Raw genomic sequence first — 14,388 nt, 5'->3', positions numbered from 1 at the left:
TCCATCCGCTATGTACGCCAGCCTCAAGTCAATTACCCGATGGCCATCCTCTCGAAAAAACGCGCGCCTGTTCACACTTTCAATGTGCATTTGCTCGGCGCTTGGCAGCCTGCTGGTCTATAGCTTGTCCCTGCCTATACCGATGAGTTTGCTGGTGCTCAATAGTGTGGCGCTGGCGTGCGTCTGGGCGGGATATCGCCTTTCGCGCAAATCGATAAAGTTTCAACCTCAAGAACTCGCTGACCGTCTACTGGAAGTGCAGGAAAACGAACGACACCGACTCAGTCGAGAATTGCACGATGACATCGGTCAATTGCTGACCGCCGCAAAACTCCAAAGTGAATGGCTCAAACGCCGATTACCTCAAGCACTGCAAGATCAGTGTTCGGTACTGTGCGATACGCTGGACGAAACTTTGGCCAGGGTCCGTGACGTCTCGGCCATCCTGAATCCACGGCAACTCGCCAGCCTCGGGCTGGAAGCCAGTTTGCGTGCGCATTTACTCAAGACTTTGGCCAATACCTCCGTGCACTGGAGCCTGGAATGCCATCAACGCTTGACGGGCATACCGGAAGAAATGGCGGTGGCGGCGTTCCGAATCACTCAAGAGTCGATTACCAATGTACTGCGCCACGCCGAGGCCAGAAATTTGTTGGTTCGCCTGCAACGCCTGCCTCAAGGCCTGACGCTATTGATCAGCGACGATGGCCTGGGTTTCGCGCCAGCGGCACATCCCGCTCGCGAAGGGCAATGCGGAATGGCCGGAATGTCGGAACGAATCGATCAGTTAGGTGGCACACTGACCGTAATCAGCGAACCGGGCAAAGGCACTCAAATCGAAGCGCTCTTCCCCTGGGCGCCCCGTGCGCTGGAACGCGCCAGCACGAATAAGGTTATGCGTTGACTTGTAACTTACTTCTGGTGGACGACCACTCGCTGATCAGGGCTGGCGTGCGCGCTCTGGTATTGGATATTCCCGGCTACGCGGTAATCGGAGAGGCCAATGATGGCTCGCAACTGGTCGAGTTGGTCGAGCAGCTATCCCCGGACATCATTCTGCTGGATATTTCCATGAAGGAAACCGGTGGCCTTGAAGCCTTGCAACGACTTAAACGAGCACGCCCGCAGAGCAAAGTGCTCATATTGTCGATGCACACCGACGCGGCGCTCATCATGCAGGCCCTGGAATCAGGGGCTCATGGCTATTTGCTCAAAGACACCACGGCCATCGAGCTCGAACATGCTCTGGATGCCCTGCGCAATAACGAACGCTACCTGAGCCCGGCCATTGCCCACACCGTCATCAATCAGGCGCTGATCCGAACCCAGAAAACTCAAGCGAAAACCCAGGGCTCTCACAACCTGACGGCACGTCAGCTGGAAATCCTGCGACTGATCGTTCGCGGAAAATCTACCCGGGAAATCGCCAATGGCTTGGGGCTGAGCATAAAAACGGTCGAAACCCATCGCTCGCAGATCATGAAACGCCTGCAGATCTACGATGTGGCCGGCCTGGTGCTGTTCGCCGTGCGCGAGCAAATCATCAGTCTGGACGATTAGCTGGATTCAAGACGCTCAGCAGCGGCGAGCTCTCGGGAAAATGCACACGCAATGCCGCCGGGCGCCGTCAGCGCTTCCTCCACCCACCGCTGCGCATCACCGGTTTCCCAAGTCAGTTGAACAGCCAACTCCCAGCCCTGCTGGCGCTTGCCTTCGACAGCCGTACGGACCTCCTCATTGAGTGCCTGCTTGCCATGCAGAATCAATAGCGCCTTGCGCTCACTCATTTTTTACCACTCCCTTATTCCAATTCCATGGGATATGTTGACCCCACAGCCCCTCATAAAAATTTCCAGGATTTGAATTATGTCCAAGGGAAAGGAACATGAGTCCTACAGAGTGGTATTTTTTCTTACAAAACGTGAGGAATCGGCTCAATTGACCCACCAGGGCAATTGGTACACCGTGGTGTCTTCGTAATCAGTCATCACCCGTTAATTTACACAGGGACGTGAAACAAATGAAGGGAACCCCCATAAGGCCCTCAAAAAGCGCAAGCAATAACGGCATCGATCACTTGAGTGATTCTAATGCAAGGAGCCAGCTACTCCATGCATAGCCATGACTTCAGACTACCGGTAACTCCGGTCGCGCCGTTCGCAGAAAATCGCGCCCATCATCAGGCTGACTTCAAAAACAGCATAAAGCCCACCGGAGAAGTTGATATGGAACCTCGCGTCATTGAACTGGAAACACACCTCAAATACATTCGAAGAGACATGGATGAAGTCCGGGGTGACGTCAAATCCATCAAGCACAGGCTTGCCTATTCAGCTGGCGGAACAGCCGTGATCCTGGGACTTCTGACCTGGATCGCCAACAGCCGCTTCGACCAGGTGCTGACACTTTTGGCACATTAAGACATCGTCATGTACGCAAGCCCGATGTAACCACCCGGGCTTGCGTGAACAAACCAGCACCTGTTCAGCTCAAGACTTCATTCAGCGGGATGAAGCTCACCCAATCGCCTTCGATCAGCGTACGGTCCTCCAGCACTTCTACCAGACCGTCAGCCCAGGCAGCACTGCGCAATACGCCAGAGCTCTGATTTCTGTAGACAATTGCCCGGCCATTCTCCAGACGTCCGCGCAAGTACTCACGTCGGTGACCGGCCTTTGGCCAGACAAACCCTGCCGGCACCTGAAATTTCAGGGGTTCAACCTCTTTTGCGCCTTGGCGGCGCAACAGGTAGGGCCTTGCCAACAGAGCAAAAGTCACCAGGGTCGACGCCGGATTGCCGGGCAAACCAATCACAGGCACGCCGCGAAAATGCCCGAAGGTCAGCGGTTTGCCTGGCTTGATGGCAAGCTTCCACAGAGTCAATTCGCCCGCTTCCCGCAAGGCAATACCCAGAAAGTCGGCCTCCCCCACCGATACGCCACCGGTCGAGAGAATCAGGTCGACATCCTTCAGCTCACCCAGGCGGGCACGAGTGGCCGCTAAATCATCGGGAAGAATACCGGCATCAATCACCACACAACCCAAACGCTGCAACCAACTGCACAGCAATACTCGATTACTGTTGTAGATCTGTCCTGGCCCAAGGGCCTGACCTGGCTCAATCAACTCATCACCGGTAGACAAGACCGCAACACGAACCTTGCGAATCACGGCAAGCTCTGCGCAGCCCAGCGATGCCGCCAACCCCTGCTCGATAGGCCCCAGACGCGTTCCAGCGGGCAAAATCAACTCACCGACGGTGGCTTCCTGACCTTGTGGACGGATGTTCTGTCCTGGAGTCATGGTCTCGGTGAAACTCACCCGCTTATCCGCCTGAACCTCGGCGTTCTCCTGCATCTGGACACAGTCCGCACCCGCGGGCACTGGCGCGCCAGTGAAAATCCGCACGCAGGTACCCGGTTTCAAGGGCTCCGGTGCCTGACCTGCAAAAACCTTCTGGCTGACCACCAACGGCTCTCCCGTCCAGTCGGCCAAGTGCAAGGCATAACCGTCCATGGCACTGTTGGGCCAAGGTGGCAAATCAAGTGTCGAAATCAGGTCAGCGGCCAGTACACGCCCCTGAACCTGTGCCAACGGCAAGCGTTCATGCTCATGAATCCTCGAGGCGTCGGCCATTTCCAGTAAACGCGCCAGTGCCACCTCGACAGCCATCAGACTGCCAGTCTTGCCTGGCTTACCCGCGGGATTCACAGGGTGCCGCCTGTTTCAGATGGGCCACGAAATTGCACGGACGATGACGAGAATCCAGTTGCTCGGCGAGAATGCCGTCCCAACCGGTGCGAACGGCATTGGTCGAGCCCGGCAAACAGCATACCAACGTGCCATTGGCCAGACCGGCCAAGGCCCGGGACTGAACCGTCGAGGTACCGATATCCGCCACCGATATCTGCCGGAACAATTCACCAAAACCATCGACCTGCTTATCCAGCAGGCAATTCACGGCTTCAGGTGTACTGTCGCGACCAGTGAACCCGGTACCACCGGTGATCAGCACCACCTGCACGACCTCATCAGCAATCCAGTTGGCGACTTGCGCGCGAATTTTGTAGAGGTCATCTTTAAGCAGTACACGGGCCGCCAGGTTATGACCGGCAGCACTCAAACGGTCGACGAAGACCTGGCCTGAGGTATCGGTTTCCAGGGTACGGGTATCGCTGACAGTCAGCACCGCGATATTGAGCGGTGCGAAAGGTACATCAGCCTTGGCTTTCATAGGCTCGTCCAGTTGTAGGAGAAACAGCCCGGTGTTATATCACAGCGCCTCATTTTTTCGCCGCCCCCATGGAGAAGAGCGATGACCTCGAATACACCTCTGGCGCCTTGCTCCATTCTGCTCCTGGCGGGCGGGCGCGGCCAACGCATGGGCGGTCAGGACAAGGGTTTGCTGGATTGGCACGGCGAGCCACTGATCGCGCATCTGCACCGTAAGACGCGCCCGCTGAGTGATGACCTGATCATCTCCTGCAACAGAAACCTGGAAAAATATGCGCCTTATGCGGATCAGTTGGTGCATGACGATGAAGGCGACTTTCCGGGGCCATTGGCGGGTATTCGCGCAGGCCTGAAGGCGGCCCGTCATGCCTACTTACTCGTGCTGCCGTGCGATGTGCCACGCATCGATGCCGCGCTGCTCCAGAGTATGCGTGAAACCGCCGGACAGCATCCGGACAAACCGTTGATGCTGCGCCATGGCGAACACTGGGAACCTTTGCTGTGCATGATCCCCGTCGCTCTTTCAGCGGCTTTCGAGACCGCCTGGAACGAAGGCGAGCGCAGCCCGGGTCGCCTTATGCGCAAACTGGGCGCCACAGCCCTGCAATGCCCGGATAACGACGCTCGCCTGGCCAATCTCAATACGCCAGAACTGTTAAGCACGCACCACACTGTGGCAGACTGACCCGCGAAGGAACTTGCGCGTTTTGTATACGTCTCAAGCTCAGCAACCAAAAGAATTCCCATTCGGAGACACACTCATGACTCAACGGACCCTCGCCACTTTCATGCTCGCACTAGGCCTTGCCACCCTTGCCGGTTGTGCATCGCCTACAGTGATTACCTTGAATGACGGTCGAGAAATCCAGGCCGTCGACGCGCCTAAGTACGATGAAGATTCAGGCTTTTACGAATTCGAACAACTGGATGGCAAGCACACCCGCATCAACAAGGATCAGGTTCGTACCGTTAAAGAGCTGTAATCTTTGCGGCGTCAGCCACGAAAAAGCCCGCTTTAAAAGCGGGCTTTTTCGTGGCTGAAGAGTTGGCCCTATGATCACCATTGCAAGGTGATAGCACTTTCAAATTCTCTTTCATTACCCGTCACCGGATCGACAAATCGCAACCCTTGGGCCAACAGCTTCAAGGGATTAGCATAGTCATCTTCAACGTCCTTGAGCACCTGCGGATAGAACGGATCATTGCATATGCTGGCTCCCAGGGCTGTCATGTGAACTCGCAGCTGGTGTTTCTTGCCCGTCACCGGATACAGCGCATAACGCCAGAGTTCACCGTTTTTTTCCCTGACCTCGACAGCCGTCTCGGTATTGCTGACGCCCGGACCTTCCTGCATGCGAAAAAACGGCTCGCCGTCGATAAGTCGACTTTTATGGACCAGCGGGAAGGAGTGCTCAGGCAATGCCCGGGCGATTGCTTCATAGCGCTTTTCGATCTGGCGTGTAGGAAACAAGGATTGATACGCCGACCGACTCTGAGGGTTGGCTGAAAACAACACCAGCCCCGCCGTATGCCGGTCAATGCGATGTAAAGGCACCAGATGCGGGTTATCCAGTCGACGGATCAGCCGTCGCAGCAATGTCTGCTCCACGTATTCCCCCGCCGGAGTCACAGGCAGAAAGTGCGGCTTGTCCGCCACTACCAAATGCTCGTCGGCATAGAGGATCGACTCCACCACCGGGATCGGCTTTTCGTCCGGCACCTCACGAAAATAATGAATCCGCAGACCTTCCTTGTAACGCAGATCCAGAGCAATCGGCAGGCCTTGCCCATCGAGGACACGACCGCGAGCAATTCTGTCCAGCCATTGTTCACGACTGATGGCGCTGAAGTGTTCGCACAGGCAATCGAGTACGGTCTGCCACGGCCCCGGCGGCAGATAGAGCGTGCTGGCCTGGTTATGTGCAGCAGAAAAAGATGAAGTGGACATACGAAAAGCTCTAACCCTCAATGCAGGCGGCATTATCCAACAATGGCAGGAACGAACCTAGAAGAGAATCCTCAGGCCGGTATCGACTGCGTGCGTGCGGCCGCTTCGGTGTACTCCTTGAGCCAGCGCAGCACATCGACCGCTTCCCAGCGCCCCGGATCATAAAGCGCATACAACAAACCCTGATAGCCCACGACATCTAGCTCCCGGTGATAGCCCGCACGCTGGAACAAGGCTTCGATTTCGGCGAAACAGGTATTGAAATGCAATTTGTTGAAGGGCGTTTTTCCCTCCGTGACCAGGCCATCCAAACGCAATTCGAGGACGGCCTCACGCACCACGTCCGCCGACATCCGGTTCACGCTGTTCTTCAATTGCTCGACATTGACCAAGGTTCATCCCTCTGACGTCCGGGATCGGCTGCCAAACCCGAAACAGGGAAAAGCATGGCAGGCAATCGGAATAACTGTATACGCATACAGTATCCGAATAACATCGGTTTAGCCAAGGTATCAATCATAAAGTTCGACACGCGGGAACACTGTCGCCGTCCCCCCTACCGCAGGAACGCCACCACTTCATCGGCACCGAACGGCCAGCCCAGCTCAGCGCCGGTATCGACCCGACGCAACACCGGAATACGCAGACTGTAAGCTTCGAACCACGTTTCGTCCTCAGCGATATCCACCAGCTCCACCAACAAACCACGCTCGACAAATTCCATCAGCATGGCTTCGGCGACTTCACAGAGATGGCAACCAAGGGTGCCGAACAGCTGACATTCAGGAAGCATGACGACAAGACCCATCGAAGTAAGCGCTCATTCTAGGCCCGCTATCCAAAGCAGTCGAGCCGATGCCCCACCTGTCCGAGCAATGGCTGATTTCAAGAGATTTCGGCAAACTCCTGACGCAAATCATTCGCTTCAACTGCCCTTTGCGCGATGCTCGTTTCTTTTTTGCCTCTACGCTTGAGTAGCCAGACCCCTTACCGGAGCTTTTTGTGTTCGCCAATCTGTTGATCATCTTCACCGCCTCTCTGGTGGTGATTGCCCTATTCCAGCGCCTGCGCTTGCCACCGGTACTGGGCTACCTGTGCGTGGGGCTGATGATTGGGCCGACAGCGTTCAACTGGGTGAATGAAAGCGAAGAGTTACCCGACCTTGCCGAGTTGGGCGTGGTGTTCTTGCTGTTCTCCCTCGGGCTTGAGTTTTCCCTGTCGAAAATGCTCGCCCTGCGCCAGGTGGTATTTGGCCTGGGCAGCCTGCAAGTCCTGGGTTCCGGGATTGTGCTGGGAGTTTTGCTGGTGCTGTTCGGCATGCCGACCACGCCTGCACTGTTACTCGGTACCGGTTTGGCGCTGTCGTCCACCGCCATTGTCAGCAAGGAGTTGAGCAGTCTCGGTGAGATTTATAGTAGTCACGGTCAGAATGCCATTGCCGTGCTGCTGTTCCAGGACGTGGTCGCGGTGTTGCTGCTGACCCTGGTGCCGGTGTTCGCCGGTACCAGCGATCAGGCCTGGTATTGGGCGCTGCCGTTGACGCTGGGCAAGACCCTGATGCTGTTTATCGGTTTGCTGCTGGTCAGTCGCTGGCTTCTGCCACGGCTGTTCCATGAAGTCGCCGCATCACGGTCCGCTGAGCTGTTCGTGCTGTTGGCGCTGGTGATCGTTCTGCTGACGGCCTGGCTGACTCACCTTCTCGGCCTCTCCCCTGCCCTGGGCGCGTTTCTCGCCGGTATGTTGTTGGGAGAAAGCCATTACCGACATCAGATCGAGGCAGACATCCGTCCGTTCCGGGACATTCTGCTCGGGGTGTTCTTTGTCAGTATCGGCATGCTGATCGACTTGCGGCTGTTCGTCAGCCACGGCCTGCCGATTCTCGGTCTGACGCTGGGGTTGCTGCTGATCAAAGGCACTGTGGTCGCGCTGCTGGTCAAATGGCGCGGCAGCGATGGCGAAACCGCCTGGCGCAGCGGTCTGGCGTTGGCTCAGGGAGGTGAATTCTGCTTTGCCCTGATGGCGCAGATGCAGCAGAACAAACTGATGCCCGCCGATCTTGGTGGCCTGCTGTTGGCCGCCACTTTCTGCTCGATGCTGGCGACGCCTTTACTGCTGCGCGCCGCTCCCCACATCGCCACCCGCCTGCACCGCAAGCCCAACGAAGAAGCCGAACTCGAAGAAATCAGCGCGCTCAACGCAGGCTTGCACAATCACGTAGTGATTTGTGGCTATGGTCGCGTAGGTCAGTCCATCGGGCGCTTCCTGCGTCATGTTCATCAATCCTATATAGCGCTGGACACCGACCCGGTTCGGGTTCAGGAAGCAGCCGTCAATGAAAGCTGTGTTCATTACGGCGATTCACGTCGCGGCGAACTGCTGGTTGCGATAGGGCTGGAACGCGCCAGGCTGCTGGTGGTTGCCGTGGACAAAACGGACATCGCGCTGTTGATACTCAAGGAGGCACGCCGGTTCAACCCGAACGTGCCGATCCTGGTGCGCACACGGGACGACAGTCAGTTGGCCGAGTTGAAGGCGGCCGGTGCCAGCGAAGTCGTCCCCGAGTTGCTGGAGTCGAGCCTGATGCTCGCCTCCCACGCACTGATCATGCTGGGCATACCCGGCCAGCAGGTGCAAGACCGGGTTGACCAGGTACGGCATGACCGCTATCGCCTGCTACACGGTTTTTACCCTGGCGCTGACGATGAGGAACAGTAATTCAATCCTGACTTACGGCACCGATCTTGTGCACCGACAAGTCTGCGCCGTAATACTCCTCTTCCTGGCTCAAGCGCAGACCATGGAACGTCTTGATCGCGCCATACACCGCAAAACCGCCACCCAGCGCCACGATCACTCCCAGAGAAGTGCCGATCAACTGACTGATCAGGCTCACGCCCCCCAAACCACCCAAGGCGGTTTGACCGAAGATGCCGCAAGCGATCCCGCCCCAGACACCGCACAGTCCATGCAAAGGCCAGACGCCCAGCACATCGTCGATACGCCATTTGCCCTGAGCCGCGGTAAAGCACCAGACAAACAGAGCTCCGGCGATGGCACCGGTCACCAATGCGCCCACCGGGTGCATCAGATCCGATCCGGCGCAGATCGCTACCAGTCCGGCCAGCGGGCCGTTATGCAGAAAACCCGGGTCATTGCGTCCGACCACCAACGCCGCCACTGTGCCGCCAACCATGGCCATCAACGAATTCACTGCCACCAGCCCACTGACCCCTTGCAGCGTCTGAGCACTCATCACGTTGAAGCCGAACCAGCCGACTATCAGGATCCACGAACCCAACGCCAGAAAGGGAATGCTCGACGGCGCGAACGCCACCAGCTTTCCATCGCGATAACGACCTTGCCTCGGTCCGAGCAACAATACCGCCGCAAGTGCCAGCCAGCCGCCCACGGCGTGAACCACCACGGAGCCTGCGAAGTCATGGAAACTGGCGCCAAAGCGTTCCAGCAGCCAGGCTTGCAGACCAAAATTGCCATTCCAGATCATGCCTTCGAAGAAGGGATAGATAAACGCCACGATCAGTGCCGTCGCACACAACTGCGGGACGAATCGGGCGCGCTCGGCGATGCCGCCGGAAATGATTGCCGGTATTGCCGCAGCAAAGGTCAGCAGAAAGAAAAACTTCACCAGTCCATAGCCATGATCGGCAGTAATCACCGCCGCCGGTTGCATGAAAGTGACCCCATAAGAAATCCAATAGCCTATAAAGAAGTAGGCCAGGGTCGAAATGGCGAAGTCGCTGAGGATCTTCGACAGGGCGTTGACCTGGTTCTTTTGTCGAACCGTACCCACCTCCAGAAAGGCAAAACCGGCATGCATGGCCAGGACCATGACCGCACCGATAAGGATGAACAATGTGTTGGAGCTATGAACCAGACTGTCCACAGCACTTTGCAGATTTTCCATGGATGGGCAGACCTGAAGGTTAAAAAAGCACCAAAGAAGCTCGCTCGGACTATCGATGCACCAAGTTGCAGCTCATTCATCCCCTCGTACTGATCAGGATGAACCGCTTTGGCGTATCAGACCGGAGCCTTTGCGCAAGTTTTGATTATTTGAGTTAAGGTTTTTCTGAAATCATGCCCGGCAACAGCGCATCGGCGCCGGTCAACGCACCACGACATAGCAAAAGTTGTACCAGTCATTTGTACTGAACCTTCCCGCAAGGCTCATACTCGAACGCTTCACAAGCCACTCATGGAGATCACCAATGGCACGCACCACAGCAAAGACTGCTCAAGAAGTTCTGATGGAAGATTTTCAAACGCTGGTTACCGACACCGAACGGTTGTTGGAACACACCAAATCCCTGGCTGGCGATCAGGCCGACGAGTTGCGCCAGCAGATCCATGACAGTCTGCTGCGCGCGCGCGAAACCCTGAGATTGACCGAAGATTCTGTTCGCGAGCGCGGCAAAGCCGCTGTCACCGCCACGGAAGATTACGTCCAGGCCAACCCATGGCAATCGGTCGGAATCGCGGCTGGCGTGGGTTTCCTGATCGGCCTGCTGGCCACTCGGCGCTGATATGGCAATCGGCGAACCCGGCCCGTCCGCGACGGGCACCGGCTCATCACCGCGACGCCTCGGCGCCGCATTTCTTGGACTGCTGCACAGTCATGTCGAACTGTTCGGCATTGAATTGCAGGAACAAAAAGCACGCACCGTCAGCCTGTTGCTGTTTGCAGGCCTGACGCTGGTCTTTGCCTTGTTATTGCTGGTGGGCTTGTCGACGCTGGTGTTGATCCTGTTTTGGGACACCTATCGTCTGGCAGCAATCATCGGCCTCTGTGTGTTCTATACCCTCGCAGCGTTGTTCTGTGCGATGCGCTTGAGAGCAGCGATTTTCGATGAATCCTCGCCCTTCCATGGCACCCTGGAAGAGTTGGCCAATGATCGGGAGCGTCTGTTGCCATGAGCATGTCTGAACTTCCCCGCAACAGCTCGCGCACGGAAATGCGCAAGGCCCTGATCCGCCTGCGCATGGAAATGCATCGCCAGGAAATTCGCCACGAATCCCAAAACCTGCTGCACCCGTTGCAACGCGTGCGTGGCATGACGCAAAACCTGCAAGATGGCCTCGGCATCAAACACGCCCCGCTCTGGGGCATCGCGGCCGTGATCGGGCTGGGTTTTCTGACCGGCAAGGGTGCCAAGGGTGGCGGTATTGGCAGCCTGACTCGACTGGCTCGCCTGGGCATCACGCTGGGGCCACTGATCAAGCTGATCATGCAGAACTCTTCGCGAAAACATTGATCTGTCTTTTCTGGCTGCATGCTTGACCAGGTTTCCAAGGCTTGTTGACGGTTGGTCACGAACCAAACGTCAATAAACCCTGGCTCCCCTTGCAGGGACCCGTTTGAACCGGGAAGCTAGGGCATCAATCACCCGAAGGAGAAACCAGCCTTGGATTGGCAAACCCTGCTTACCCGCGAACGCCTCGGAAAGCCTGTGCACAGCCCGGAAGAACTCGGCCGCAGCCCTTTCCATAAAGACCACGACCGCATCATTTTCTCGGGCGCGTTTCGCCGTCTCGGGCGCAAGACCCAAGTTCATCCAGTTTCCAGCAACGATCACATCCACACGCGCCTGACCCACTCGCTGGAGGTCAGCTGTGTCGGCCGCTCGCTGGGCATGCGCGTCGGTGAAACCATCCGCAGCGCCCTGCCCGACTGGTGCGAACCAAGCGACTTGGGAATGGTGGTGCAATCGGCCTGCCTGGCCCATGACATTGGTAATCCGCCTTTCGGTCATTCCGGCGAGGACGCCATTCGCCACTGGTTCCAGCAAGCCGCAGGTCGTGGCTGGCTGGATGCGATGAGCGAAGCCGAACGCGATGACTTCCTCAATTTTGAAGGCAATGCTCAAGGTTTCCGGGTGCTCACCCAACTTGAATACCACCAGTTCGAAGGGGGGACCCGGCTGACCTACGCCACGCTGGGCACCTACCTGAAATACCCCTGGACGGCTCGGCATGCCGACTCATTGGGCTACAAGAAGCACAAGTTCGGCTGCTATCAAAGCGAACTGCCTCTGCTGGAGCAGATCGCTTATAAACTCGGTCTGCCCCAGCTGGAAGAACAACGCTGGGCGCGTCATCCGCTGGTGTACCTGATGGAGGCCGCCGACGACATCTGCTACGCGCTGATCGATCTGGAAGATGGTCTGGAGATGGAGCTGTTGGAGTACGCCGAAGTCGAGTCCCTGTTGCTGGACCTGGTGGGCGACGACCTCCCTGAAACCTATCGCCAGCTCGGTCCACAGGATTCACGTCGGCGCAAACTGGCAATCCTGCGGGGCAAAGCCATCGAACACCTGACCAATGCAGCAGCCCGAGCGTTCGTCGAGCAACAGGACGCGCTGCTGGCTGGCACACTGCCGGGAGACCTGGTGGAACACATGCATGGCCCCGCCAAACGCTGCGTCTTGAACGCCAAGGACATGGCGCGCAAAAAAATCTTCCAGGACAAGCGCAAGACGCTCCACGAAATAGGGGCCTACACGACGCTGGAAATCCTGCTCAATGCCTTTTGCGGCGCGGCACTTGAGCAGCACAATGGCCGTACGCCATCCTTTAAGAACCGCCGCATACTCGATCTGTTGGGCAACAATGCGCCCGATCCTCATGGCCCTTTACACACCTCCTTCTTGCGCATGATTGATTTCATCGCTGGCATGACCGACAGCTATGCCGGTGAAATGGCGCTGGAAATGACCGGTCGTTCAAGCCACGGATAGAAGCGTATCGATCAGCCGTATCAGAGATTTCTGAACGGTTGATCGAGCTTCTCGACATTTGTGTACTTCAACATCGACAGAATCGCCTTACACCCTGTGCAGAGCTGACTGATCGATTGTTCGATCCTCTCGCGAAATAATCACCTTCCCTTGCTCGAACGATGACGCATGAAAATCCCTACGTATAAATATGATTGGCGCATCTTGTTGGTGGAAGATCATCCCTTTCAGCTAAGAGCAACTCAATACCTGCTCGAAAGTTATGGCTTCACCCAACTGACTGCCACTGACAGCGCCAAAGGCGCCTTGCAACAAATGCTCAAGGCTGCGCAACCGTTCGATATTCTTCTGTGCGACCAATGCTTGCCAGACCTTCCAGGCCTCGACTTGATCGAATACGCCAGTCACCGGGGAATGATCAGACAGGCAATACTTCTGAGCTGCCTGACATCCCTCGAACTTGATGAACTTAAAGTCATGGCCTGCGAACATGGACTGCCCTTGCTCGGTTATTTGATCAAGCCATTGAAACAATCAGACTTGATAAACTTGTTATCCTTGGCCTCACCCTAAAAACCCAAACATACTAAAATCATCAACAAAGTACAGAATCACACCTCTATCTCAACGTATCCAACCACCTGACGCGCCCTACCGAACTTTGCCGTTCCTCATGTAGAACCTAGTTGGTACGTAGTCCTATTCTTCTTTAGATGTAGGACTTTTCCTATATTGCCGCTATAGCTCCCTCGGTTCATGCGGCCCCTCAACTATCTGAGCTAAGGTGCGCGCTTTATTTGTGTACGTATGGGATTTGATTATGAACTCCGTTTTTATTGTCGACGATCACCCTGTCATCCGCCTTGCTGTCCGAATGCTGCTGGAACATGAAGGTTACAAAGTCGTCGGCGAAACTGACAATGGGGTCGATGCAATGCAGATGGTTCGCGAATGCATGCCTGACCTGATTATCCTCGACATCAGCATTCCGAAACTGGATGGGTTGGAAGTGCTCTCTCGCTTCAACGCCATGAGCACACCCCTGAAAACACTGGTACTAACGGCACAATGCCCGACACTTTTCGGTATTCGCTGCATGCAGTCCGGTGCATCGGGCTATGTATGCAAACAAGAAGATCTCAGTGAACTGATGAGTGCGATCAAAGCGGTCTTATCAGGTTACAACTATTTCCCCAGTCAGGCGTTGAACCCCGTCCGTCGCGACGACGCGCGCTGGGCCGACCTGGAATTGTTTAAATCCGTTAACGATCGAGAGCTGATGGTATTACAACTTTTCGCCCAGGGTCGCACCAACAAAGAAATTGCCAAGGGTATGTTTCTCAGCAACAAGACCGTCAGCACTTATAAAAAACGGCTCATGCAAAAACTTAAAGCCAAATCCCTGGTTGAACTCATCGACATGGCAAAACGTAATGCGTTAGTGTGAGAAAC

General features: G+C 56.2%; 18 protein-coding genes and 1 pseudogene. 12 read left to right on the top strand and 7 right to left on the bottom strand.

What is annotated here, in order from left to right:
- Positions 1–10 precede the first annotated feature (10 nt).
- Together LOY56_RS07950 and LOY56_RS07945 are read left to right on the top strand one after the other, a co-directional pair.
- Positions 11–904, top strand: a complete 894-nt coding sequence (locus LOY56_RS07950) for a sensor histidine kinase (RefSeq protein ID WP_258622587.1) — start codon at positions 11–13, stop codon at positions 902–904.
- Entirely contained in the window at positions 901–1,560 is a 660-nt protein-coding gene (locus LOY56_RS07945) for a response regulator transcription factor (protein WP_258620913.1), read from the top strand. The genes LOY56_RS07950 and LOY56_RS07945 overlap by 4 nt, the downstream gene beginning before the upstream one ends.
- Before the next feature lie 62 nt (positions 1,561–1,622).
- Here LOY56_RS07945 and LOY56_RS07940 read toward each other — a convergent pair.
- Positions 1,623–1,787, bottom strand: a pseudogene (locus tag LOY56_RS07940) (lipid kinase YegS); the annotation flags it as partial.
- A 324-nt stretch (positions 1,788–2,111) separates the two neighbouring features.
- On the opposite strand from LOY56_RS07940, the gene LOY56_RS07935 reads away from it, so the two are divergent.
- Positions 2,112–2,420 carry a hypothetical protein gene (locus LOY56_RS07935; RefSeq protein ID WP_258620911.1) on the top strand — a complete coding sequence of 103 codons (309 nt, stop codon included), beginning with the start codon at positions 2,112–2,114 and terminating at the stop codon, positions 2,418–2,420.
- A gap of 64 nt (positions 2,421–2,484) precedes the next feature.
- On the opposite strand, the gene glp is transcribed toward LOY56_RS07935, so the two are convergent.
- Both glp and moaB read right to left on the bottom strand, forming a co-directional pair.
- Entirely contained in the window at positions 2,485–3,711 is a 1,227-nt protein-coding gene (gene glp / locus LOY56_RS07930) for a gephyrin-like molybdotransferase Glp (RefSeq protein ID WP_258620909.1), read from the bottom strand.
- The gene (moaB, locus tag LOY56_RS07925) at positions 3,695–4,234 is read right to left on the bottom strand and encodes a molybdenum cofactor biosynthesis protein B (protein ID WP_258620908.1); all 540 of its coding nucleotides are present in this window, start codon (positions 4,232–4,234) and stop codon (positions 3,695–3,697) included. The genes glp and moaB overlap by 17 nt, the downstream gene beginning before the upstream one ends.
- A gap of 81 nt (positions 4,235–4,315) precedes the next feature.
- On the opposite strand from moaB, the gene mobA reads away from it, so the two are divergent.
- Together mobA and LOY56_RS07915 are read left to right on the top strand one after the other, a co-directional pair.
- Positions 4,316–4,918 (top strand): molybdenum cofactor guanylyltransferase MobA, encoded by a 603-nt coding sequence (gene mobA / locus LOY56_RS07920; RefSeq protein ID WP_258620907.1) that lies wholly within the window; start codon positions 4,316–4,318, stop codon positions 4,916–4,918.
- Positions 4,919–4,994: 76 nt separating this feature from the next.
- A complete protein-coding gene (locus LOY56_RS07915) occupies positions 4,995–5,216 on the top strand; it encodes a YgdI/YgdR family lipoprotein (RefSeq protein WP_039770418.1) in 222 nt (73 codons plus the stop codon).
- A gap of 74 nt (positions 5,217–5,290) precedes the next feature.
- Here the strand turns inward: LOY56_RS07915 and LOY56_RS07910 are convergent, their stop codons facing one another.
- The 3 genes from LOY56_RS07910 to LOY56_RS07900 form a co-directional block, all read right to left on the bottom strand.
- Entirely contained in the window at positions 5,291–6,181 is an 891-nt protein-coding gene (locus tag LOY56_RS07910) for a pseudouridine synthase (RefSeq protein WP_258620906.1), read from the bottom strand.
- A 71-nt stretch (positions 6,182–6,252) separates the two neighbouring features.
- Complete coding sequence (locus LOY56_RS07905) at positions 6,253–6,573, bottom strand: transcriptional regulator (protein ID WP_258620905.1); 321 nt, start codon at positions 6,571–6,573, stop codon at positions 6,253–6,255.
- 164 nt (positions 6,574–6,737) lie between these two features.
- Positions 6,738–6,974, bottom strand: a complete 237-nt coding sequence (locus LOY56_RS07900) for a glutaredoxin family protein (RefSeq protein WP_309474883.1) — start codon at positions 6,972–6,974, stop codon at positions 6,738–6,740.
- A gap of 209 nt (positions 6,975–7,183) precedes the next feature.
- Between LOY56_RS07900 and LOY56_RS07895 the strand changes: the two genes are divergently transcribed.
- The gene (locus tag LOY56_RS07895) at positions 7,184–8,896 is read left to right on the top strand and encodes a monovalent cation:proton antiporter-2 (CPA2) family protein (RefSeq protein WP_258620903.1); all 1,713 of its coding nucleotides are present in this window, start codon (positions 7,184–7,186) and stop codon (positions 8,894–8,896) included.
- Position 8,897: 1 nt separating this feature from the next.
- Here LOY56_RS07895 and LOY56_RS07890 read toward each other — a convergent pair whose 3' ends face one another.
- On the bottom strand, positions 8,898–10,106 hold the full coding sequence (locus LOY56_RS07890; RefSeq protein WP_258620902.1) for an ammonium transporter: 1,209 nt from the start codon (positions 10,104–10,106) through the stop codon (positions 8,898–8,900).
- Between the two features lie 304 nt (positions 10,107–10,410).
- On the opposite strand from LOY56_RS07890, the gene LOY56_RS07885 reads away from it, so the two are divergent.
- The 6 genes from LOY56_RS07885 to LOY56_RS07860 all read left to right on the top strand — a co-directional run bounded on the left by LOY56_RS07885 (position 10,411) and on the right by LOY56_RS07860 (position 14,383).
- On the top strand, positions 10,411–10,725 hold the full coding sequence (locus tag LOY56_RS07885) for a YqjD family protein (RefSeq protein WP_008009371.1): 315 nt from the start codon (positions 10,411–10,413) through the stop codon (positions 10,723–10,725).
- A gap of 1 nt (position 10,726) precedes the next feature.
- Entirely contained in the window at positions 10,727–11,116 is a 390-nt protein-coding gene (locus LOY56_RS07880; RefSeq protein WP_258620901.1) for a phage holin family protein, read from the top strand.
- A complete protein-coding gene (locus LOY56_RS07875; protein ID WP_258620899.1) occupies positions 11,113–11,454 on the top strand; it encodes a hypothetical protein in 342 nt (113 codons plus the stop codon). The genes LOY56_RS07880 and LOY56_RS07875 overlap by 4 nt, the downstream gene beginning before the upstream one ends.
- A gap of 150 nt (positions 11,455–11,604) precedes the next feature.
- A complete protein-coding gene (locus LOY56_RS07870; protein ID WP_258620897.1) occupies positions 11,605–12,936 on the top strand; it encodes a deoxyguanosinetriphosphate triphosphohydrolase in 1,332 nt (443 codons plus the stop codon).
- Positions 12,937–13,104: 168 nt separating this feature from the next.
- The gene (locus LOY56_RS07865) at positions 13,105–13,509 is read left to right on the top strand and encodes a response regulator (RefSeq protein WP_258620896.1); all 405 of its coding nucleotides are present in this window, start codon (positions 13,105–13,107) and stop codon (positions 13,507–13,509) included.
- Between the two features lie 247 nt (positions 13,510–13,756).
- Positions 13,757–14,383 (top strand): response regulator, encoded by a 627-nt coding sequence (locus tag LOY56_RS07860; RefSeq protein WP_007895044.1) that lies wholly within the window; start codon positions 13,757–13,759, stop codon positions 14,381–14,383.
- The last annotated feature ends 5 nt before the right edge of the window (positions 14,384–14,388 follow it).

Source organism: Pseudomonas sp. B21-048 (genome assembly GCF_024748615.1).
In the GTDB taxonomy this organism is placed as follows: domain Bacteria; phylum Pseudomonadota; class Gammaproteobacteria; order Pseudomonadales; family Pseudomonadaceae; genus Aquipseudomonas.
The sequence above is the reverse complement of the archived record's forward strand: the minus strand, read 5'-3'. Positions and strand labels throughout refer to the sequence as shown.